We start from the raw sequence: 22975 nt of genomic DNA, 5'->3' as shown, positions 1-22975 counted from the left end.
AATACCGCACCGGTTGATTGGCGTTTTAGCACTGAGGATGCAAGGATAAAGCTAAAGAGACTTTATCCTAATTTATTAAGTTGAAGGAGTACTAGCTATTAACCTTTCTCGGCGTGCTTTTGGAGATTCAGATTCGATATCTGTCGTGGGGTTATTGGCTAAGCGTATGAGGGCGCTTTTATCTATAGTGAGTATATTGTCTTTGATTGACAATATACTTATTAAGGGTACGCGATGACCAGCAAATGAAAGTGCCAAAGTGTCATCATGCGTGAGAGAAACCGGGATACTACGTTTTTTTCCCAGAAGTGTACCGATCCGCCATTCTCTATTATCTATTTTTTGAATTGCAGATTGATTAAACTCAAGTAATTTACACAAGACATTTGCTACCTGTTCATTTGTTACTTGCCATTGTTCCATTCGTTGTAAATTAACTTTTACACACCCGATATCATCACGTTTGTCACAAATGATAAAAGCCCGCCCGGGCTTGTCATTTTGAGCCGGGTAAATTGTAACGGGCATTATGCAGCTTTCCTCACAACCGTCGCATTCAAGCATGTTGTCCGGCTGGGTTGGTTGTAACAGACCGTAGGTTATCAGCGTATCGAAAATTTGAGGAGGCCAGTTAATTACTTCGTCTTTTAAAAAGAAAGCATCGTTAGTTAAACCGCAATTGCATAAACGCTCGAATATTATTTGCAGTGGATTAATAGAAGATCTCATCCCAGAATTTTTCGTGTAGACGGTTCTATACCGGAATCAATCAGCATTTTCCGTATAAGCGCGTCATGACCGTCGTATCTTAAGGAACAGGAATTGGGCCAGCTAATTTCAAAGTTGCGTGTCTTTGTTTTGCCGGTTTCGGGATCGGGTACGAAAGTAACTACAATACCTGCTTGTGTGATAGTTAGCTGAGAAAGCGGCAAGTTTTTGAAAATTTTATCACGCAATTCGTAAATGGCATTCTGGTTTTGCATCGGTTGAGATTCAAGTGTGATGCGCTCTTTCGTTCCGTTAATTGCTAATCTCAGCTTCTTGACGGCAACGCTCAATATCCCGGAGTCAGGTGAAAATTGAAAGGGGGGATTTTTGTCTTCTAGTAGGGTTAAATCATAGACGCGGTCATTTTCGATAAATTCACCAAGTTGTAGTCCAAGAATTGTATTTGCAAATAATGCACGTACATCTTTTTTCGTTTCTTTGTTGCCTTTCATATAAAGGCTGATTTTGCTTTCTTCTTGTGAATAAACAAAAATGATTTCAAAAGCAGGGTGCCGGGCTGGACGTTTAAAAGTGGTGCCTTCCCATTCTATGCTGGCATACGCATAATCCTCGGGATAAGCGAAAAAATAATCCAGATTGCCGCGCCGATAACAATCAACCAAACAGTTTTTTCCGCGCCCTTCTTTAAGATGAAAGTAATTGCTCAAGTTTTTTTCAAGACCTCGAATAGTTTGTTCATCAACTTGAGCCGGCGCATTATATAACGTTTTACATTCATTCCATTGACTGCTGTTGATAGAATCCGCGCGACAGAAAGCGCTGGCAGCAGGCCAGTATTTAGGGCGTTCAAGAAAAACCCAGAATGCTTTTTCGTGGAAACCAGCAAGGTCACTCAATTTGCCAGTAAGAATCTCACCATGCCAGTCTGCTTCATCAATAATTGCCTTAATACCTCCCTCGCAGGCCAGCATATCGATTTCTTTGAAATCCCGCTCCATCTCACCACGTTGTGTATCAGATAGAGTCAACCATGCTTTATAAATCGGTTCAATTTTTGTTTCGGGTATTTGACTAAAATCATGTTCGGAAAGGACGCTACGTTCCGAGAAGTACCGTTTCAGCATTGCGTTAGGTACATGACGGAAAAACGATTTGGGGGAGTAATTTCTGGCCATATAGTCGTTCCTTTAATTGAAGAAGCGATGCACAATACTGTACTGACAAGTATATTATCGTATATTTTTAATAACAAGTATCCATGACAGTAGGAAAATCCAGATTTTTTTTCTTATCACGGGTGAAATAATCTTTGTCGCGAACAATTTTCAACGGATATATCAACTGCATCGTATTTTGACATCGGATCATTTGTCGGTATCGCATAAGGATATTGAAGAACAAGTGGAATGTTCACGTGCAACGGTAACGCGTACCATCAAAGCGTTGCGAGATTATTTCAACGCTCCTGTGGTGTATGATCGCGAGCGTAGGTTATTACTACGGTGATAGGAAAAATAAAATGTTCAAATTGACAGGTGTCTGGTTTGACGCAAATGTGTTCCCCACACCCGTGGGGATGAACTGGTACTTTACTCAATATAAAGCTATTTTTTACGGATTTCTTTTATCTGCGATATAGTTAGTTAAACAAATTTTATGTGTCATTTTACTTCTTGGTGTATCGGTACTATTTCAGCGCCAGATTTGAGCTTATCCAAATAATCAGCCCATTGTTGCATCATTTTTCGCCGCTCTGGTAAATGGGCTGTGCGGTTATAGGCGCGACCATTCGGATCACGCACTGCATGGGCAAGCTGGTGTTCTATAAAATCAGGTCGTACACCCAGAATCTCATCAAGTATGGTGCGCGCTACTGCCCGAAAACCATGTCCGCTCATTTCTTCCTTATCAATACCGAGCCGTCGCATAGCAGCAAGAATTGCATTATCACTCATAGGTCGGATAAAACTGCGCGCACTGGGGAAAACATACTGACTGTTTCCAGTAAGTGGCTGCAATTCAAGCAAAATTTCAATTGCCTGACGGGCGAGGGGAACAATATGTTGTGTATTGGTTTTGGTGACAAGATAACGCCATTCAGCTACTTCTAAATCGATATCAGCCCATTTTGCATTGCGTAATTCGCCGGGACGGACAAACACCAATGGGGCAAGACGAAGTGCGCAACGGACGGTCAATGTTCCCTCGTAGCCATCCAATGCCCGCAGAATTTCTCCAACACGTTTGGGGTCGGTAGTGGCCGCAAAATGAGTACCTTTAACGGGTGGTAGTGCACCGCGAAGATCACCGGAAGGGTCACGTTCTGCACGTCCTGTTGCCACGGCATACCGGAATACCTGACCGCAATTGCTTAATGCTCTATGCGCGGTTTCCAGCGCACCCCGGTTTTCAATTCGGCGTACCACTGAAAGCAGTTCCGGCGCATTGATTTCTGCAATAGGGCGGCCACCTATCCAGGGAAAAATATCGCGTTCAAATCTGCGAATTATGCGCTCACTGTGATTTTTTGCCCAGGCCGTGGAATATTTTGCGTACCATTCCCGTGCGATTACTTCAAAGCTGTTTGCTGACCGTTCCTTTCTGGCCGATTTCATTGCTTTACGATTTTCACTTGGATCAATGCCGTTGGCCAACAGTTTGCGTGCTTCGTCTCGTCGATCGCGTGCATCTTTCAGGCCCACATCAGGATAAACGCCTAATGAAATTCTTTTCTCTTTGTCATTAAATCGATATTTCAGTCGCCACCATTTTCCACCAGCAGGTGAAATTTCCAGATAAAGCCCGCGCTCATCAAATAGCTTTTTGGTTTTAGTGTCGGGTTTTGCGTTGCGAATAGTTATATCAGTAAGGGGCATGGGGCAACTCCGCAGTGGGGCAACTCAGTTGCCCTCAATGTTGCCCCCACTTGCCCCCGGATGTCAATAGATAAAATTGTATCTAATTGGACAGTTGGATAATAAAAAACCCGCTGTTACGCGGGGTTATGGATTTTTTTGGATGGTATTGGATGTTTTAATGGTGGAGACGGCGGGAATCGAACCCGCGTCCGCAAGCCCTCTACAGGCAGTTCTACATACTTAGCCATGTTTTTTGATTTAACCTGACATCCACCAACTGGCAGGCTGATGGCAGGCGAGTTACCTTTTCTTTAACGCCTTGCAAAGTAACCCTGCAATGCGCGATCCTCGTTAGTGACTCTGCTGTCTGTTGCCAGACCCGGCGTTGAGGCCCACCGGTGCAGAGGCTAGCCTAATTAAGCGGCTAAAGCGTAATTTTCGTCGTTTGCGACTATTGTTTTCAGATGGATTTACGAGGTTATCTGATCCTCGGTATGCCCTACACTGCTTTGCAACCCACGTCGAAGCCAGATCGTCCCCGAATTCTTTGTGGTACAGATAAGATAAAAATAGTTGTTAAAAGTTCCTTTCCCCGAAAGCTATTAGCAGTATTCTATCACTGGTGCTCGATATAGGCGAGCAAGTCCTGGGGTTTGTTTATGATATAATGCGCCCCCCAGGATTCGGGCGGCAGGCCGTCTCCAAGGTAACCGTATCGCGCAATGATCGGCACTATTCCAGCGGCCAGACTGGCCTTGACATCGCGAAGATCATCGCCGAGATATATACAGTCAGCTGGCAATACACTGATTTTATTGCAGGCAACCAGTAGCGGTTCCGGATGCGGTTTGGCATGAGGCGTTTCGTCACCACAGACGACGCAGGCAACACGTTGATGTATCCCCAGCTCCATAATGAGTGGGTGAGTGAAACGCGCGGGCTTGTTGGTGACGATGCCCCAGGGTAATCCGAGTATGTCCAATTGGTCCAGTAACATGTCTATGCCAGGGAACAGGCATGTGTCGTGACATAGGCGCTGTGAATAAAATTCAAGAAATTCGCTGCGCATTTCTGAATATGCGTGATCTTCCGGGCCGATATTAAAGCCGAGTTTGAGCAGGCCGCGCGCACCTGCCGACGCGTGCGTTCGAATGCTCTTGATTGGTAACGGATCTAGTCCTCTGTGAGTGCGCTGACGGTTGAGCGCGTGACCGAGATCCGGTGCGGTATCGGCAAGCGTGCCGTCAAAATCGAAGAAGACTGCGTTGATTTGCACTGGTTGAAATTGCTGTAAATCAGGACCGGCAGGCCATGATATAGTTTACGTCTGTGTCTGCCTCTAGTGCATAGACTTTTGTAAACGGGTTGTAGGTCATACCGATCAGTCGTTCCTCAGTAAGTCCTGCATTTCGGGCCATTCGCGCCAGTTCAGATGGTTTGATAAAGCTGGCGTATTCATGCGTGCCACGGGGCAGTAGTTGAAGAATGTACTCTGCCCCAATAATGGCGAATAAATAGGATTTAGGATTACGGTTAAGGGTGGAGAAAAATACCCAGCCACCGGGTTTTGCCAGTTTTGCACAGGAGCGCACGATACTCATGGGGTCGGGCACGTGTTCCAGCATTTCCATGCAGGTCACGATATCGAAGTGATGGGGCTGCTCCTTGGCAAGTGATTCCGTTGTAATTTTGCGGTACTCAACCTGATGACCGCTTTCCAGCAAGTGAAGGCGGGCGACTTTCAGGGCTTTTTCACTCAGGTCGATTCCTGTAACAGTTGCGCCGCGTGATGCCATGCCCTCGGATAAAATACCGCCTCCGCAGCCAACATCCAGCACCGTTTTTCCCTCCAGTCCCGCAAGTTCTTCAATATAATTCATGCGCAATGGATTAATTTCATGCAATGGTTTGAATTCGCTATTAGGATCCCACCAGCGGTGTGCCAACTGGCTGAATTTTTCGAGCTCCAAAGGGTCTGCATTGATACCGTCGTTTTCCATTTCGATTCCTCGGACGTAATTTGACAGTTATTAGCTGTGATAGATGCTTAAAAACGCGCTTTCGAAGCGTTCCAGGTTTATATGGATGATTTGATGCATTCTTCCCAATATAAGGCCCGGCGATGTAGGTCAGCTTCGTCAAGTGTCGTCAATTGTTTATTCTCAAGCAGTATATTACCATTTACCCAGACATGACTCACCTGTTCCCGTCCGGCCGCATAAACAAGATGTGAAACGGGGTCGTAGCATGGTGACAGATGCAAGTCAGAAAAATCAATTGCTGTTATATCTGCTGCCTTGCCTGATTCAAGGCTGCCGGTAAAAGCATCAATTCCAAGCGCGCGGGCACCGTTGATTGTGGCCATTTCAAGCGCATGGTAGGCAGGCAGGGTATCAGCGCGTTTACTAGTGGCTTTGGCAAGTAGCGCGGCCAATCGCATTTCTTCAAGTAAGTCAAGCCTGTTGTTACTGGCGGCGCCATCAGTGCCCAGTGTGACATTGACGGCCTGGTCAAAGAGTAGCGGGGTGGGCGCAAATCCGTTCGCGAGTTTAAGGTTGGATGACGGACAATGTACAACGTGACACCCGTGCTGTTGTAGTAGCTGAATTTCAGCTTCATTCAGATGCACCATATGCACAGCTATCAAATTTGGCCCCAGCATGCCAAGCTGATGCAGGCGTTCAATCGGCCGCATGCCGTGTGATTTTATGCTGATATCGATTTCGTCAGTGGTTTCATGAAGATGAATATGAATGGGTACTTCAAGCTGATCGGCGTATGTCAGGATATGCGCAAGCGTTTGATCGCTGACGGTATATGGTGCGTGCGGTGCAAAACAGAAGGATAGCAGTGGATTGGACTGTAGTTTGTCGCGAAGTGCCATACCTTTTGCCAGATAGTCATCGGCGTCGCTTGCATAAGGTGTTGGAAAATCAATGGCGATCATGCCGATCGAGGCGCGCATTCCGGTGGCTAAAGCGCCTTGCGCTATAGCTTCAGGAAAAAAATACATGTCGTTGAAACAGGTGATGCCGCCTCTGAGCATCTCGGCACAGGCAAGGCGTGTGCCGTCGAATACAAAGGTGTCATCGACATGACGACTCTCGGTCGGCCAGATATATTTGTTTAACCAGGTCATTAACGGCAAATCATCCGCCAGGCCGCGCATCAGAATCATTGCTGCATGGGTATGTGTATTGATGAGTCCCGGGATTAACGCATGACTTTTCAAATCAACATTTTTTTTAGTGTTATATTTGGCTTGCGCAACATGAGCAGGGAGAATGTCGACTATGTTACCTTGATGGACGGCGATTGCGTGGTTGTCAAGAACAGACTGTCGTGCATCGACCGGTATAACCCAGCGGGCTTCAATCAGTGTGTCAATTTCGCTAGTATCAGACATTAAGTCGGCTATAAAAAAGCCCTGATTTTATGCAGGGCTTTTTTATTCCAGTTATTGGAGTGCCTTGTTCAGGCCATGTGGTTATCGTGTGCCGGCAACTTCGACTTCAACACGACGATCCGGTCTCAGGCATTCTTTGAGTGCAGCGCCTGCCTTGCCATCGCAGGTAGTGCCGGTAACAGGCTGCGTTTCACCCTTGCCATCGGTAAAGACGCGGTTGTCAGGTATGCCTTTCGACACCAGATAGGACTTAACAGACTCTGCGCGGCGTACTGACAGTTTCTGGTTGTAGTCCGGATTGCCGATTCTGTCAGCATGTCCGACTGCAACAATTACGTCATAATTAATACCTTCGAGACCGCGGACAAATTCATCCAGTGCGACTTTTCCGTTTGGTTTCAGGACGGCACTGTCAAAATCGAATAATGCATCAGCTGAAAAAGTCAGTTTTTCAGGTGGTGCTACCGGTGCAGGAGCAGGCTCTGGCTCCGGTGCTGCTTCAGCTACCTTTTCATAACCATCGCAACCTTCTACAACAGCCAAGGATTCATCCCAGTATCCCGTGCGCCAGCAGTGGTTGCCCAGGTCTGTTGAACTGCGCCATACTACGCCATTTTCATCTTCAACCGCATAACCTACGGCTTTTTCGGTTTCGCTTTCATATCGATCAATCGGATCTGCCTGCGCTGCGACTGTGCCGGTGAAGAACGCTGGTAATAAAACCATTCCGATCAGTTTTTTCTTGGCTGACAATTTATTCATGCTGTTATCCCTTTTAAGTGAAAACTTCAGATTTAATTATTTGTTACTGGTGCCTCCAATAACAAAAGGCCGTCCCACCATTGTTTTCGTTTCACGTATGATGTGCTGACGGGATTATGAATTTATATACAGATACTTGTCAAATACGGGTGTTGCTTTTCCGCAACAACAAAGTTAGCGCATTGAAATTTAATAAGATTGTTTAATTGATATAGTGCACGTGCAAAGCAGTTCCCATGCTGGTGTCGTACTATTGTGTCGTAATAATCATACAGTACTATGTTTAGTCGCAGGTATATTGCAATAAAGTCGGAAATCAAGAGACAGTCAGCGGTTGTGGGATAGTCGTGACAGCTTGAGTAAATATTCGGTATTTTAGCAATAATAGTCTACAGGTTTGTTATGCGTTTATCGATTAAATCATGGATTTTTACTATAGAATTAGAATAGAAAAAAAAGAAAACGTATCGTAACATTCAGCATATCAATTTCAACGAAAACCAATTATTCAATCATTCAATTGCAAACCGGTTTGTTTGATTGCCATTTACTGTATTACTTTGGGAGAGTATGCCAATGGCAGATGAACGCGAGTACCTGACACTTTCGGCGCAACATATTCAACGGTTCTACGGTGAGCGGGCAGTCGTTCGGGATTTAACGTTACAGCTCAGAAAAGGTGAGGTGCTTGGGCTGCTGGGGCCAAATGGAGCCGGCAAAACTACGACGTTGCGGATGATTACTGGCAACCTTGCTCCAAGCAGTGGCAGTATTGAGGTTTGTGGTGTTGATTTGCTGGATGAGCCTCAAAAAGCCAAGGCGCATATTGGGTATTTGCCCGAGATGCCACCATTGTATTCTGATATGACAGTGAATGAATATCTGCGTTTTGCCGCACGTCTTCATCGTATAGAAAAACAGTGGGTTGCGCAGGCGGTTGAAGAGGCCAAAAAACGTTGTGGTCTGGCTGACCGTAGTAGATATTTGATAGGTAATCTGTCAAAAGGATTGCAGCAACGAGTGGGTATCGCGCAGGCGATTATCCACGAGCCGGACATCATTATTCTTGACGAGCCGACGGTTGGACTCGATCCTAATCAAATGCGAGAAATGCGTACATTAATCCGGGATCTTGGTGAATCGCGCAGCGTGATTCTTTCAACGCACATATTGTCTGAAGTTGAAAGTGTTTGCGACCGGGTGCAAATCATGCACGAGGGACGCATGGTCCTGAATGAAATGTTGGCAGATTTCAAACAAAAAGGCGCTGATCTGGAAGCTGAATTTACCCGGTTGACACAAAATACGCTAACAACAACCCACTGAATCCATAACGGTATGATTTTTACTATAGCGCGTAAAGAGTTGTATATGATGTTTTGTTCACCGTTGGCCTGGCTGTTGCTGACATCGGTGCAATTACTGTTTGCCTGGTTTTTTCTGGGGCGTTTGGATGCTTTTTTGCAGCTGCAGCCCCAGTTAATGCAAATTGCCAATCCACCGGGCTTTACTGAGATAATCGTCACACCTGTTTTTGCGTTATCTGCAGTTGTACTGTTATTGATGGTGCCTTTATTGACGATGCGGCAGTTCGCAGAAGAACGAAAAAATAATACACTCACATTGTTGCTTTCAGCACCTGTGTCAATCACTGAAATCGTTTTAGGAAAATTTCTTGGACTTACTGTTTTTTTTCTGGGTGTTGTCAGCTTGATTGTATCGATGTTTCTTACGCTGCTTGCAGGCGGCACATTAGATTTGGGTTTGCTAATCAGTGGAGCATTTGGGCTGTTTTTGTTAATTTGCTGTTTTGTCGCGCTGGGGCTCTATATTTCCAGCCTGACCATACAACCAGTAGTTGCCGCTATCGGCATGCTGGCTGTAATGCTGGGTTTCTGGATGGTAGATCTCGTTATCAGCGATCATGAAGGCTGGATCTACTATTTTTCGATTTTCAAGCAATTTGAACTGTTTAATAATGGGTTGGTGGATACTTACAGTCTGGTGTATTGTGCATTATTTACCGCGTTTTTCCTGGTGTTGACCATTCGACGCCTGGATGGTGAGCGACTGCATGGATAATGGGATACCTGATACACAAACAAATAATCGCCACGATAGCCATTTTGATTTGCTACATTGATGCGCACAAATAAATCCTTCCGTTTTCAATTAAAAATACAGCACGGCGTTTTTGTGTTTCTGCTGCTGCTGTTGTTTAGTCTGCTTGGTTTTCTTGCATCGGAAATACGTTCGCAGTGGGATGTCAGCCAGAATGGTCGCAATACATTGAGCCAGACCAGCATCGGGATTCTTGATAAAATGACATCGCCAGTGCATATGACCGCATACGTTACAGAGCAGCATGTGGAATTTGGCGATGTGCGGGAAATTATTCATAACTTTGTACAGCTATATCAGCGTATCAAACCAGATATTTCGTTGACGTTTATAGACCCCGCTGAACAGCCGGATTTAGCCAGAGAAGCTGGTGTGCAAGTCAATGGAGAACTGGTCATTGAATATCAGAACAAGCAGGCGCGTTTGACAACAATCAATGAACAGGCATTCACGCAGACGCTTCTGAGACTGTCGCGCCCGCAAGAAAAGCTCATTCTGGCGCTAACTGGTCACGGGGAACGCAGTCTGGACGGCATGGCCAACTATGACTTAGGTGAATTTGGACGGCAACTGCAAGTGAATGGGTTTGTCAGCGAGACGCTGAATCTTACGGTGACGCCTGATATTCCGTCCGATGCCGATATGCTGCTGATTGCGTCGCCGCAAACTGATTTGCTGCCTGGCGAGGTAGATAAACTGCTCGAATATATTGATAACGGCGGAAATTTATTGTGGTTGATTGATCGCGAATCATTGCGGGGACTATTACCGTTGGCCGAAAAACTGCATTTGATTTTGACGCCGGGTGTGGTTATCGACCCGCAGGCTGAACAGCTAAAGGCGCCCGCTACGTTTGCGCTGGGAACCGGTTATGGAAAACATGCGATCACACATGGATTTAATTACATAACAGTTTTTCCTTTCGCGCGCCAGATCAATTTTGCTGAGAATGAAAAATGGCGCGTTGTTCCACTTGTCGATGTAGCCCATAATGGCTGGGTAAAACATGGTTCTGATGATGATTATACGTTCAATCCGCAGGAAGACGCGAAAGGTCCGGTAACGATCGCGGCTGCGCTATCGCGTTTTGCCAATGACCGGGAGCAACGAGTGATCGTTGTGGGCAGTGGTCATTTTCTGGCCAACATGTATCTGGGTAACGGAAATAATCTGGATTTTGGGATTAATCTTTTCAACTGGCTGTCCGGCGATGAAGAAATGATCACCATTCAACCACGCGCGACGCTGGATAGTCATCTGATGTTGACCGACATCGAATTGACTGTGATTGTGGTTTTCTTTTTGCTTGTTCTACCCTTGGTTTTTTTGTTATGCGGCGTCATCATCTGGTGGCGCAGGAAAAAAATGACGTAACAGTCAACAAATACTATGACGTATCATTCACAGATTAACTTGATTATGCTGGCGACCATTGTGGGACTGGCAATTTTTCTCTATTTGACACCGCAATTTCAATCCGACAATGATGAAGCGTTCCAGGTTTCTGTACGAACATCTGAATCTGTACAATCAATTCGTATTGTGCGGCAAGAACAGGAAATCGAGCTCAAGCGAATGATGGATGGTTGGTATATGGTGGCACCGGTATTTGCCCGGGCAGATGCCACAGCTATTGAGAAGCTATTGAATGTTTTGACTGCAAACAGTCGGCAACGCTTTCCGTTAAAAGATGTTGAGCGCTTCAATCTGGACCAGCCTGTAATCGAATTGTATATTGACGACGATTACTTTGCTTTTGGTGGGTTTGCACCGGTTACGAATGAGCAGTATCTGGCTATCAATGGCGATGTGTATCTGGTTTCTCCACGCTACGCTATATGGATACCTTTGAATCCGCTGGAATTGATTAATTCAACACTGATGTCGGATGATGAACTGCCGGTCAGGTTTGAATTGAATGATATGTCGGTTAACTATCAAAACGGTACCTGGCAGATTGATCCCGAAAAAGCAATCAATCAGAATGGTGATACACTCGAACGCTGGGTTCAACTATGGCGCGATAGCCGGGCCATCGAATTGATGATCAAACCGCAGCATAATGCTGATGACAAGGTGGTTGCAAAAATTGATTTTAAGGATGGACGAAACGTTGTCATCACAGCAGTTGATGATGCCTCCAGAGTGGTATTTTACCGCGCAAACGAACAGATTGGTTATTTGTTTACAGATTCAGTAAGCCGGCAATTGCTTAATCCTGCTGGTATCGGGCAAGAGTAGTCCGGAAAAAATTGCGGAATCTGGAACAGGCAATTTATCATGCCAGAATTACCTGAAGTTGAAGTTACGCGTATGGGTATAGCGCCGTATCTCGAGGGACGGCGTATTTCACAAGTCATTATCCGGCAGCCAAAGCTGCGCTGGCCGATTCCCAGGGAATTGCCGTTTCAACTGCAGGACCGGAAGGTGGTTTCAGTAACAAGACGAGCGAAATATCTTTTGCTTAATTTTGACAAGGGTACTTTGATTATTCATCTGGGCATGTCTGGCAGTTTGAGAATGCTGCAAACCGATAATCAACCGCTAAAAGAAGTAACAGAAGCATCGGCGAAAATTGAAAGTGTGGAATCCGGATATCCTCCGGGCAAACATGATCATTTTGATTTGATTCTGGTAGACGGCAGTGTCCTGCGGTTCAAAGATCCGCGTCGATTTGGTGCTATTTTGTGGCATCCAGGTTGTGTTGATCGACATACTTTATTCAGTCATCTGGGGCCCGAACCGTTCAGTAGCCATTTCAGCGCAGTATATCTGTACCAATTATCGCGGGGTCGTAAAATACCTATTAAAACATTTTTAATGAATAATCAGGTGGTTGTTGGCGTGGGTAACATCTATGCTAATGAGGCGCTATTTCATGCGAAGGTAAGTCCGCGTACAGCCGCTGGCAGGATAGGGCTTTCACGTTATGAGAAACTTGTGCAAAATGTAAAATCCGTATTGCAAAATGCGATAGACGCTGGCGGCAGCAGTTTGCGCGATTTTGTCAACAGCGATGGCAATCCGGGTTATTTTCAGCAGCAATATTGGGTATATGGTCGTGCGGGAATGCCTTGCAGGCACTGTGGCAAGCAGATAAAGCAGATTAAGCAGGTACAACGATCCAGTTTTTACTGCCCGGTTTGTCAAAAGTAGTAGAACGTATTCTACCGCTGTTTTAAAAAGATCAAACGTACAACTCTTTTTAACTTTTACGAAAACGGATAATGAAAATAACATTTGTTGGTGGTGGTAATATGGCATCCGCCTTGATTAGCGGGTTGTTGAAGCAAGATTTTTCCACTGAACAGATCGGTGTGATTGAAATTAATGAAGAAGCTCGTGCCAGAATACAAGCTACGTTTGGCATTACAGCTTTAGCAGATATGACCGATGGTCTTTCATCAGATACGCAGAACAGTGATTCTCATGTAATTATGCTTGCGGTTAAACCACAGCAGTTGCAGGAGTTGGCTCAACGTATGAAAGGATTGCTGGGTGGGCAATTGGTGATATCAATAGCGGCGGGTATTCGCAGTTCGGATTTAATAAGATGGCTGGGTGGTTATCAGCGGGTTGTGCGCGCCATGCCCAATACACCTTCTCTTGTCGGAGCCGGTGTAACCGGGCTCTATGCAGCGCCAGAAGTCAATGATCAGGACAAACGCACTGCCGAGTCTATCATGAAGTCAGTTGGAACGACGTTATGGGTGGATGACGAGGACATGTTGCATACCATCACGGCGATTTCCGGTAGCGGACCAGCATATGTGTTTTATTTTATTGAATCCATACAGGCAGCAGGGATAAAATTAGGTTTAAGTAGGGAAGAAGCACGAGAGCTTTCATTGTTGACATTTCAGGGAGCAATCAAACTTGCAAACGCAGGAAATGATGATGTGGCTGCATTGCGGGCACGAGTTACATCGAAAGGTGGGACCACGGAACAGGCAATTGCAACAATGGATGCAGACGATCTACAAAACAGAATTATTGCTGCAGTTTTTGCTGCCAATACACGTTCACGCGAGATGAGCGATGAATTCGGTCAACAATAGCCTGATATTAGGTAGATATTAAGAGCAGTATGTATGCAACCGCAAATAACAATTAAAGGGAACGAATGATGACTAACCAGATTATGATTTTCCTGATAGATACGATTTTAGGTCTTTTTTCCCTGGCGTTATTGCTTCGTTTTTATTTTCAGTTGTTACGGGTTCCATATTACAACAATATTGTGCAGTTTTTGATCGCAGTAACAGATTTTATTGTACGGCCTGCACGTCGTATCATACCCGGCTGGAAAGGACTGGACTTGTCTACACTGGTTCTGGCATGGTTGTTAGAATGCATTATTGTCTCAACCGTGTATCTGTATCAGGGATTTGATTTCGGTTCAAATATGATTTCTGCGGGAACCGTAATGGGTTTGCTGGGAATGGTTGAAATTATCAAGATGACACTCTACATTGTGTTGTTCATGATAATAGCCCAGGCCATTATTTCATGGGTCAACCCCTATAGTCCGATTGCACCTTTGCTTAATACATTCACGCAACCATTTTTATCAGTCTTTCGACGTCGTATTCCGCCAATTGCCAATGTGGATCTTTCGCCATTATTTGTACTGATTGTTATCCAATTGTTGCTGATGGTCGTGGCCGGCGTTCATATGGAAATCAGGACAATACTTGATTAAAACGCTGTCAGTTCATCATGGTCAGACTAATATTGTGATTAATGACTTTTATGGCCTGGTATCAGTATGAAAGCAAACAATATTGTACTTTAACTTTGTATATACAGCCTGGAGCGAAACGGACCGAGGTTTCAGGGTTGCACGGCGATGCATTAAAAATAAAGATAGCGGCCGCACCGACTGAAGGAAAAGCAAATGCTGCACTGATGAAATACCTTGCAAAATGTTTCGGTGTGCCGCGAAATCAGGTCGTGCTAAAGCATGGGGCGACATCCAGGCGAAAGGTTGTGCTGATTTTGGAGCCCAGGTATTCACCAGATATGGCGCTTCAGGCTCAACAACAGTAAGTGTTTGTTTATAATCTGATGGGGCAATTGACCGATAAGGGCACGAAGCAGGTAATAAAGGTGGCAGTGTGGGTTATTAATGAAATTCGCTATTGCTTTCGTGTCTTTTCAGCCTTTTTTCGAGAACTTAAAAGAACAATGATCGCATTGTGTGATGATTTAGATTTTTTGTGTGAACGCTGGGGTCAGGTGAGAGTCTAATTTTTTTGTTGGTTACTGTTAATTGGACTTGTGGTAGAGATGCACTTTCATCAGATCTGCTCACAGCCAGGTGTCTGAGTATGTTAAGGGCTTTTTGCTTGCTGATACTGCTGATGAGATTCAGTAGTCAATTTGATGTCACGATTGATATTGTTTAACAAACCTTATGGGGTAGTTTGTCAGTTTACTGCGGTTTCTGGCCACTGTTCGCTTAAAGATTATATATCTCTGCCGGGTTTTTATGCAGCTGGTCGTCTGGACGCTGACAGTGAAGGCTTGCTGTTATTAACTGACGATGGGAGTCTGCAAAACCGGATTAGCCACCCGAAATACAAGCTGCCCAAAACTTATTGGGCCCAGGTGGAAGGTATACCGAGCAAGAGAGCTCTACAGCAACTGCGTCGAGGGGTGATGATTAAGGATTATCAAACGCAACCGGCTAAGGCTGAACTGATGAGTGTGCCAGAAAATCTGTGGCCAAGAACACCGTCAGTACGTTTTCGCAAACATATTCCTACGGCCTGGATAAAACTTATTATACACGAAGGAAAAAACCGTCAGGTACGGCGAATGACTGCTGCAGTTGGACATCCGACATTGAGATTGATTCGGTTTGCGATCGGCGATTATTCGTTGGATGATCTGGCAACCGGCAGTTGGCGTTTATGCCATATTTAATATTTGTCAGTGCTTTATGATCCTGTTTTGCAGATTGAATTGTTAGTGGCTCGGTTAAATTATAGGTTCGCTTTTTCCATGGATAGGATTTAGAATAGGTTAAATTCATGTGACAAATTTTGACAGTCGCTGTCATTAAAGTGTTAAGATGTTGCATGTTAAATGTCAATCAGTTTGACAGAAGGAATGTGGTTTAATTATTAAATACGCTTACAGGTATTAAAGATTAAAAAGAATACTTGTTGACAACTGGATTTGTATAATTTGAATTGCCATGTTTGAGCTGTAATTCATGTTTCAAGAACCAGCTGGTATCTGGGCAATCAATTTTTTTGTTATTAAAATTTCTACTATCAACTTGTATACAGGATTCAGGTTTTAAGAAGGACGATCTTTTATGATTTCAGATTTTCTCAATTTAATTTCAGGTGTTGTAGATATGCCATGGTGGGGATATGTTGTGGTTACACTTGTTCTAACGCATATTACAATTGCCAGTATTACAATATATTTACATCGGCATTCAGCCCATAGGGCGCTGGATATTCATCCTATCCCCAGCCATTTTTTTCGTTTCTGGCTCTGGCTGACTACTGGAATGGTGACAAAAGAATGGACAGCGATTCATCGTAAACACCATGCCAAATGCGAAACGCCGGATGATCCACACAGTCCAATGATATACGGTATCAAAAAAGTTCTGACCGAAGGTGCAGAACTATATCGGATTGAATCGAAAAATAAAGAAACATTGGAACGCTACGGATACGGTACGCCGGATGACTGGGTGGAACGGAATATATACAGTAAACACAGCGCAAAAGGTATTGTATTGATGTTGATTATCAATGTGATATTGTTTGGTCCGATTGGGTTAACCATCTGGGCTGTTCAGATGATGTGGACGCCGCTTTTCGCTGCTGGTGTAATTAATGGTGTAGGACATTACTGGGGGTATCGTAATTTTCAGGCGGAAGATGCGAGTCGTAATATTGTGCCATGGGGTATTCTGATCGGTGGTGAAGAACTGCATAACAATCACCATGCTTATGCAACATCAGCCCGGTTGTCAAATAAGTGGTATGAGTTTGATATTGGATGGTTGTATATACGGCTACTGGAAATGATGGGGCTGGCGAAAGTTAAAAAAGTTGCACCCAAGTTAAGATTTAATAGAGAGAAGACACAATGTGATCTGGATACATTACACGCAGTAATTTCTCATCGCTATGAAGTTCTTGCCAAATATTCAAAATCACTAAAGGTAGCCTTTGCAGAAGAAATTGTTCATCTGAAAGAGTCAATTTCGCATTACGATATTGATAAATCAACACTAAAACGCTGGCTCCTGGCTGATGCAAAAACACTACAGGCGCATGAGCGTGAAACTCTCAGTCAAGTTCTTAGTAAAACCAAAACCCTCGATACAATTTATAATATGAGAGAAGAATTGATTGAGATTTGGCAACGCTCTACAGCATCAAAAGATGAACTGGTCAAACAGTTGGAAGACTGGTGTAAGCGTGCTGAAGAAAGCGGTATAGAAGTATTAAGATCTTTTTCTCAACGTTTGCGTTGTTACGCTTAAGTAATCAATAATGCTATTTATTGATTGTTTAAATTACAAAATGATTGTACGAAGATTCAAGACCAACGTTCTGTGATTTTGTGAATTAAACTGGAAAAAGTATAGTCGTCGAAAACAAAAAAACCCGTTATCAGACGGGTTTTTTTGTATCTGTAGTTTGTGCTCGATAAGAATGACTAATTCGTATTTTCAGGATCAATTTTTATATTTGTTGTTTGAAACTATCTTAAAGACTTTTGAATAATTAATAGCTGTCAAACAAATCATTCCGTTCAAATTCCCGTTTCTTATTTTTATTGAGAATTTATAAATGCTGCATACAAACAAGCGATCTATGCGATTGCCCATTGCGGCTTTAATATTTGGTGCTTTTATATGGGGTTTGGTCTGGTATCCAATTCGTGCGCTGGAACAAGCCGGGATAAGCGGTGTGGTTGTAACAACATTTACTTACTTGATCGCCCTGGTACTGGGTGTGGTTCTGTTTTATAAAAATATTCGAAATGCCAATATTTTTAATGAAGATGCCCATTTATTGTTTTGGATATGTTTTTTTGCTGGATGGGCAAATGTCGCATATATTCTCGCCATTATTCATGGAGAAATTGTCCGCGTACTTCTATTATTTTATTTAGCGCCATTATGGACAGCTGTTTTTGCCAGAATACTGCTGAGCGAACAACTAGGTACGCAAGGGTTTTTTGTTATGGCACTTTCAGTTGCCGGTGCAATAGTCATGCTTTGGCAGCCAGAAGCACTTGTTCCCTTGCCTGATTCTTACGGTGACTGGATGGGATTACTCGGTGGCGTTATGTATGCGTTGGTTAATGTGCTCATTCGTAAGGATCAGTCGCATTCAATTCAAATTAAATCAATTGCTATCTGGCTTGGCGCGACTGTAATAGGGCTTGGCTGCAGTTTTATTTTAGCGCTGCCGCCCGTTATTTCAGAAATTAATTTGCAAAGCTGGATGGTTTTGCTGTCAGTTGGCATATTGATGTTTGTCTTAAGTATTGTAGTTCAGTATGGGTTGACATACGTGCCAGCAAATCGGGCAATTATCGTTTTGATGTTTGAACTGGTAGTAGCTGCAATAGCATCCTATGTGCTTGCGGCTGAAACGCTAACATGGAAGGAAATTGTGGGAGGTGGCATGATAATCTCAAGCGGTTTGTTTTCTGCAAAACTGAATCCGGCTTCTTCACAAGGTGTTGCAAAACCATGTCGTTAATGGACTATTCAGAATTTGTTCAGGCAAGCAGTTTTACAATTGTCACTACAATCAAGAGATGATTAGAAAATATTTCGTAAACAGGGAATCATGATTCACAATAAAATATCAAGCGTAGCTTTTTGGCAAATTGTTGTGATACCGGTGGATCAGCCAGTGATCGGCCCAGTAGCTGCGCCGTTGTTGTGTTTAATCATCAATAAAAACGTGTGTCCGTTAAAACCTAGTACTCTATCAATATGATATTGCCGGGTTCAGTGCGCTTGTCAGCGCTCATGGCGAGGCGTGTCTTGCAGGAAATAGTCATTCTATTACCAAAAGACACAACACAGTCCAATGGGCGCTGACAAGCGCACCTACCGGGCGTTACCGTGGTGTCCTGCAGCCGCGTTACAGTACTTGAAAAGGGAATAACCCTTTCCCGTGTACTGTGCCTTGCTGCATAACATCACGATAACGCTGTACCTGACAATATCATATTGAAAGAGCACTAGTTGCCTGTGATACTAAAAGCACCAGACACCAACAATACCATGCTACTGTCGCAGTCTCTGTTAAGTTTCTAAATGATTTGCCGATAAATGGGTAAATGAACATGCGCTTTGTCGATTTTGATTCATGGATAAACGTAAATTGTTTGAACCCGAGTTTAATTGGAGTACAGAATGCCAGATAAAAATTTAAAATTCTTGGTTGTAGATGATTTTTCAACGATGCGCAGAATTGTTCGTAATCTGTTGAAGGAACTTGGTTTTATTAATGTGGATGAAGCAGAAGATGGCGCTGCTGCATTGCGAAAACTTCAAGATGGCAACTATGATTTCGTAGTATCTGATTGGAATATGCCTAATATGGATGGACTCACAATGCTGCAGACTGTGCGTGCTGATGAGAGATTGAGCAAAATCCCGGTACTCATGGTGACAGCGGAAGCAAAAAAAGAAAACATTATTGCTGCGGCTCAAGCCGGTGCCAGCGGTTATATTGTGAAACCCTTCACGGCCGCAGTACTTGATGAAAAACTAAACAAAATTTTCCAGAATATGGAAAGCAAGGTATCTGCCTAAGGGTACTGATATCAAGTCTACAATATACCAAAGAGTCCAGACATGAATACGAGTACACATATTCGGGAGGAAGCAGGCATGCTATCTTCTAATAACATGCATGATGTATCTGAATCTGCGGAGATGGGCAGGGCTACTGAAGCGGATTCAATAACTGTAGAAGATAATTTACAGCCATGTTCTGATGATAACAATTCCAGTAAAAAACATTCGAATTGTGCACCATCTGCTCATACTACTGAATCAATAATATCACCGAAGATAGATAACAATACAGGTACGTCTGAACATGTTGTTCCGGAAACGGTGTTGATGCAAGTAGTCGATGAAATGTCACATTCAATCAATACAGATCCTCTTCAGGAAACTGTCGATTCTAAAACCGCCGGTGTGACAACCAGATCAAATGAAGAGGATAGAAATATCCTTGACCAGGTTGGCTGCCTGACACGCAATCTGCATAATAGTTTGCGTGAACTTGGTTATGATAAACGTATAGAATCACTTGTATCAGAAGTACCCGAAGCTCAGGATAAGCTGGCTTATGTAGCCACTAAAACAGAACAGGCGGCAGAACGGGTTTTGAATGCAACCGAGACTACCATGCCTATTCAAGAGAAGCTTTCATTGGAAGCGACTCAGCTTTCTGAAAAATGGAAGCTCGCATTCGAAGAGCAAAGGTTGCAGCCAAATACAGAAAAATTCAAACAGTTATTGATCGAAACACTCAGTTTTATTGACAGAGTACCCGAGCAGACCGATGCAACTAATGCGCAATTAATGGAGATAATGATGGCACAGGATTTCCAGGATTTGACGGGTCAGGTGATAAAAAAAATTACGCACATGGTGCAACGACTGGAGCATGATCTTGTTCAACTTCTGCTGGCAAATGTGCCACCCGCAAATAAACAGAAAGTAATCAATGAAGGGCTGCTGAATGGTCCTGTGACAAACCCTGAGAAATCATCTGAAGCAGTGACCAATCAGGATCAAGTTGATGACTTATTGGCAAGCCTGGGATTTTAATTATTGTAAATTCGTGAGTATGACCGGATGCCAACTGGCCATACTCATGACTGCTACATAATAATTACATCATATTGTTCCTGGGAATAAGTTTCTTCAACCTGAAGGCTGATAGGTTTGGCAATAAAATCACCAAGTTGTGCAAGGCTTTGGGATTCTTCATCAAGGAATAAATCTATAACCTGCTGAGATGCGAGTATGCGGAATTCATTGGCATCAAATTGCCGCGATTCCCGCAACAGTTCCCGCAGAATCTCGTAACAAACCGTTTGCGCAGTTCTAATTTCTCCGCGTCCGCTACAGGTTGGGCATGGCTCGCAAAGAATATGAGATAGGCTTTCACGCATGCGTTTGCGTGTCATTTCGACGAGACCAAGTGGACTGAAATCGTTTACGGTCATGCGTGTGCGATCTTTTGAAAGCGCTTTCTTGAATTCAGTCAAGACTGCTCTTTTATGCTCTTCTGAATCCATGTCGATGAAATCGATAACAATGATGCCGCCAATATTGCGTAAACGCAGTTGCCTGGCAATAACCTGGGCGGCTTCCAGATTGGTTTTAAAAATTGTGTCATCAAAGTTGCGTACTCCAATAAAACCACCTGTGTTGACATCCATGGTGGTTAATGCCTCTGTTTGATCTATGATGAGATACCCTCCGGATTTCAGATTGACACGTTTTGCCAAAGATTTTTGAATTTCGTCATCGACGCCATAAAGATCGAACAAGGGACGTTCGCCGGTATATAACGAGATTCGTTCGGCTATGTTTGGCATATAGCGACGAGCAAATGTAATCAGACGCTGGTGATTTTCTCGTGAATCGATCTGTATACATGATGTACTCTCATTAACAAAATCGCGCAGAACTCTATGGCTCAAATCCAAATCTTGATAGAGTAGTATAGGAGAAGAAGCGGTTATGGCGGTTTCTTGAATATTGTTCCAGAGTTTGTGCAGATAGTCGATATCTGCTCTGAGATCATCTTCATCTGCAGTTTCAGCCATTGTGCGTATTATATAGCCACCGGATTCTTCCTGCGGCAGTACCTGCATTAACTTTTTACGCAAAAATTCACGTTCGACATCATCCTCAATACGTTGCGATATTCCTATATGGGATTCCTGAGGCAAATAAACAAGCATGCGACCTGCTAAACTGATTTGTGTGGACAGGCGTGCACCTTTCATGCCGATTGCGTCTTTAATCACCTGAACCAGGATATAGTTTCCTTCAAATAATAATTTTTCGATGGGCTGAGTCAATCGACCGTTATGACTGGGTTCCCAGATGTCGGCAACATGTAAGAAAGCTGCACGCTCGAGTCCAATATCAATGAAAGCGGACTGCATACCCGGTAATACACGGCTAACACGTCCGTGATAAATATTTCCGACAATGCCGCAATTGCTGGTGCGTTCAATATGCAGTTCCTGGGTAACAGCTTGCTCCAGAATGGCAACACGGGTTTCCTGAGGTGTAATGTTGATTAGAATTTCATTATCCATAGAAAGAGACAGGCAAATCAAACAGCAATAATATAATGCTATGAATGGATTAAAACAAAGATCACTTACATCATAGCTGCCATTATTTGAAAATTTCTATCCCCACCTCTTCCAGCAATTGTGATGTTTCAAACAGCGGTAGTCCTTTGACGCCACTGTAACTACCATTGATTTCAGAAATAAAAACTGCGGCTAAGCCCTGAATTGCGTAGGCCCCAGCTTTGTCATATACATTGTCATAATCAATACAGTAGCGGATTTCCTGTGGCGTGATATCACGAAAACGGACAGTTGTAGTCGACAGCTTTATTTGAGTTTTATTTTTAAAAACAATGCCGATGGCAGTCAGCACTTGATGAGACCGGCCCGAAAGTGCGGTTAGCATTTCTTCAGCATGCGCCTGATTCTTTGGTTTTCCTAGAATACAGCCATCCAATGAAACTACGGTATCTGCCACCAATACAGGTAATAATGGTAATTGTCTCTGAGTCAGTCGCAACCAGCTTGCTTCTGCTTTTGTGCTGGTAATGCGATATACGTAATCATTCGGTGATTCGTCCTTAAATGGTGTCTCGTCAATGTCACTGGGACGGCTCAAAGTCTCTCGCATGAGTAGAATTTTAAATTTAACACCAATCTGCTTTAGTAGTTCTCGTCTTCGTAAACTGCGTGATGCGAGATAAATCTTATTCTCCGGAAACGCCATAATGATAAATATTTCAAAAAAAATTTTAATAACCAATTCTTA

At 43.8% G+C, this 22975-nt stretch carries 23 protein-coding genes and 1 other RNA gene; 14 read left to right on the top strand and 10 right to left on the bottom strand.

The features are described 5' to 3' along the window. Positions 1-75 precede the first annotated feature (75 nt). Together BMY62_RS10175 and BMY62_RS10170 are read right to left on the bottom strand one after the other, a co-directional pair. Positions 76-729 carry a hypothetical protein gene (locus BMY62_RS10175; RefSeq protein ID WP_090659221.1) on the bottom strand — a complete coding sequence of 218 codons (654 nt, stop codon included), beginning with the start codon at positions 727-729 and terminating at the stop codon, positions 76-78. Then, entirely contained in the window at positions 726-1904 is a 1179-nt protein-coding gene (locus tag BMY62_RS10170) for a hypothetical protein (protein WP_090659219.1), read from the bottom strand. The genes BMY62_RS10175 and BMY62_RS10170 overlap by 4 nt, the downstream gene beginning before the upstream one ends. 61 nt (positions 1905-1965) lie before the next feature. Between BMY62_RS10170 and BMY62_RS16705 the strand changes: the two genes are divergently transcribed. Continuing rightward, complete coding sequence (locus BMY62_RS16705) at positions 1966-2235, top strand: HTH domain-containing protein (protein WP_090659218.1); 270 nt, start codon at positions 1966-1968, stop codon at positions 2233-2235. 155 nt (positions 2236-2390) lie between these two features. Here BMY62_RS16705 and BMY62_RS10160 read toward each other — a convergent pair whose 3' ends face one another. The 6 genes from BMY62_RS10160 to BMY62_RS10135 all read right to left on the bottom strand — a co-directional run bounded on the left by BMY62_RS10160 (position 2391) and on the right by BMY62_RS10135 (position 7755). Beyond that, positions 2391-3605: a tyrosine-type recombinase/integrase gene (locus BMY62_RS10160; RefSeq protein ID WP_090659216.1), complete on the bottom strand. Its 1215-nt coding sequence runs from the start codon at positions 3603-3605 to the stop codon at positions 2391-2393. A gap of 161 nt (positions 3606-3766) precedes the next feature. Next, positions 3767-4127, bottom strand: a transfer-messenger RNA (tmRNA) gene (ssrA, locus tag BMY62_RS10155). A 76-nt stretch (positions 4128-4203) separates the two neighbouring features. Continuing rightward, the gene (locus BMY62_RS10150) at positions 4204-4863 is read right to left on the bottom strand and encodes an HAD family hydrolase (protein ID WP_090659214.1); all 660 of its coding nucleotides are present in this window, start codon (positions 4861-4863) and stop codon (positions 4204-4206) included. A gap of 19 nt (positions 4864-4882) precedes the next feature. Continuing rightward, positions 4883-5587, bottom strand: coding sequence for a bifunctional 2-polyprenyl-6-hydroxyphenol methylase/3-demethylubiquinol 3-O-methyltransferase UbiG (ubiG, locus tag BMY62_RS10145; protein WP_090659212.1), 705 nt, complete (start codon positions 5585-5587; stop codon positions 4883-4885). 77 nt (positions 5588-5664) lie between these two features. Further along, positions 5665-6993 carry a TRZ/ATZ family hydrolase gene (locus BMY62_RS10140; protein ID WP_090659210.1) on the bottom strand — a complete coding sequence of 443 codons (1329 nt, stop codon included), beginning with the start codon at positions 6991-6993 and terminating at the stop codon, positions 5665-5667. 81 nt (positions 6994-7074) lie between these two features. Then, the gene (locus BMY62_RS10135) at positions 7075-7755 is read right to left on the bottom strand and encodes an OmpA family protein (protein ID WP_090659208.1); all 681 of its coding nucleotides are present in this window, start codon (positions 7753-7755) and stop codon (positions 7075-7077) included. A gap of 576 nt (positions 7756-8331) precedes the next feature. On the opposite strand from BMY62_RS10135, the gene BMY62_RS10130 reads away from it, so the two are divergent. The 13 genes from BMY62_RS10130 to BMY62_RS10070 all read left to right on the top strand — a co-directional run bounded on the left by BMY62_RS10130 (position 8332) and on the right by BMY62_RS10070 (position 20719). After that, positions 8332-9081: an ABC transporter ATP-binding protein gene (locus BMY62_RS10130; RefSeq protein WP_090659206.1), complete on the top strand. Its 750-nt coding sequence runs from the start codon at positions 8332-8334 to the stop codon at positions 9079-9081. A 12-nt stretch (positions 9082-9093) separates the two neighbouring features. Next, the gene (locus tag BMY62_RS10125; RefSeq protein WP_090659204.1) at positions 9094-9837 is read left to right on the top strand and encodes an ABC transporter permease; all 744 of its coding nucleotides are present in this window, start codon (positions 9094-9096) and stop codon (positions 9835-9837) included. A gap of 60 nt (positions 9838-9897) precedes the next feature. Next, positions 9898-11250, top strand: coding sequence for a GldG family protein (locus tag BMY62_RS10120; RefSeq protein ID WP_090659202.1), 1353 nt, complete (start codon positions 9898-9900; stop codon positions 11248-11250). A 15-nt stretch (positions 11251-11265) separates the two neighbouring features. After that, positions 11266-12117: a DUF4340 domain-containing protein gene (locus BMY62_RS10115; RefSeq protein ID WP_090659200.1), complete on the top strand. Its 852-nt coding sequence runs from the start codon at positions 11266-11268 to the stop codon at positions 12115-12117. Between the two features lie 39 nt (positions 12118-12156). After that, positions 12157-13032: a bifunctional DNA-formamidopyrimidine glycosylase/DNA-(apurinic or apyrimidinic site) lyase gene (mutM, locus tag BMY62_RS10110; protein WP_090659199.1), complete on the top strand. Its 876-nt coding sequence runs from the start codon at positions 12157-12159 to the stop codon at positions 13030-13032. A gap of 71 nt (positions 13033-13103) precedes the next feature. Further along, on the top strand, positions 13104-13934 hold the full coding sequence (proC, locus tag BMY62_RS10105; RefSeq protein WP_177170354.1) for a pyrroline-5-carboxylate reductase: 831 nt from the start codon (positions 13104-13106) through the stop codon (positions 13932-13934). Positions 13935-14002: 68 nt separating this feature from the next. Next, positions 14003-14578, top strand: coding sequence for a YggT family protein (locus tag BMY62_RS10100; protein WP_090659195.1), 576 nt, complete (start codon positions 14003-14005; stop codon positions 14576-14578). A 50-nt stretch (positions 14579-14628) separates the two neighbouring features. Next, positions 14629-14925, top strand: a complete 297-nt coding sequence (locus BMY62_RS10095) for a DUF167 domain-containing protein (RefSeq protein ID WP_090659193.1) — start codon at positions 14629-14631, stop codon at positions 14923-14925. Between the two features lie 336 nt (positions 14926-15261). Further along, on the top strand, positions 15262-15804 hold the full coding sequence (locus BMY62_RS10090; RefSeq protein WP_090659191.1) for a pseudouridine synthase: 543 nt from the start codon (positions 15262-15264) through the stop codon (positions 15802-15804). A gap of 397 nt (positions 15805-16201) precedes the next feature. After that, a complete protein-coding gene (locus BMY62_RS10085) occupies positions 16202-17392 on the top strand; it encodes a DesA family fatty acid desaturase (protein WP_090659189.1) in 1191 nt (396 codons plus the stop codon). A 310-nt stretch (positions 17393-17702) separates the two neighbouring features. Then, positions 17703-18623 (top strand): DMT family transporter, encoded by a 921-nt coding sequence (locus BMY62_RS10080; RefSeq protein WP_090659188.1) that lies wholly within the window; start codon positions 17703-17705, stop codon positions 18621-18623. Between the two features lie 665 nt (positions 18624-19288). After that, positions 19289-19690, top strand: a complete 402-nt coding sequence (gene cheY / locus BMY62_RS10075; RefSeq protein WP_090659187.1) for a chemotaxis response regulator CheY — start codon at positions 19289-19291, stop codon at positions 19688-19690. 42 nt (positions 19691-19732) lie between these two features. Continuing rightward, a complete protein-coding gene (locus tag BMY62_RS10070) occupies positions 19733-20719 on the top strand; it encodes a protein phosphatase CheZ (RefSeq protein WP_256207553.1) in 987 nt (328 codons plus the stop codon). Between the two features lie 53 nt (positions 20720-20772). Here BMY62_RS10070 and rng read toward each other — a convergent pair whose 3' ends face one another. Further along, positions 20773-22227 carry a ribonuclease G gene (gene rng, locus BMY62_RS10065; RefSeq protein WP_090659185.1) on the bottom strand — a complete coding sequence of 485 codons (1455 nt, stop codon included), beginning with the start codon at positions 22225-22227 and terminating at the stop codon, positions 20773-20775. Between the two features lie 82 nt (positions 22228-22309). Further along, the gene (locus BMY62_RS10060) at positions 22310-22933 is read right to left on the bottom strand and encodes a Maf family protein (RefSeq protein ID WP_090659239.1); all 624 of its coding nucleotides are present in this window, start codon (positions 22931-22933) and stop codon (positions 22310-22312) included. Positions 22934-22975: the final 42 nt, after the last annotated feature.

The sequence above is a fragment of the Nitrosomonas marina genome (genome assembly GCF_900111605.1).
Lineage (GTDB): Bacteria > Pseudomonadota > Gammaproteobacteria > Burkholderiales > Nitrosomonadaceae > Nitrosomonas > Nitrosomonas marina_A.
This window is presented reverse-complemented; position numbering and strand designations above follow the sequence as displayed.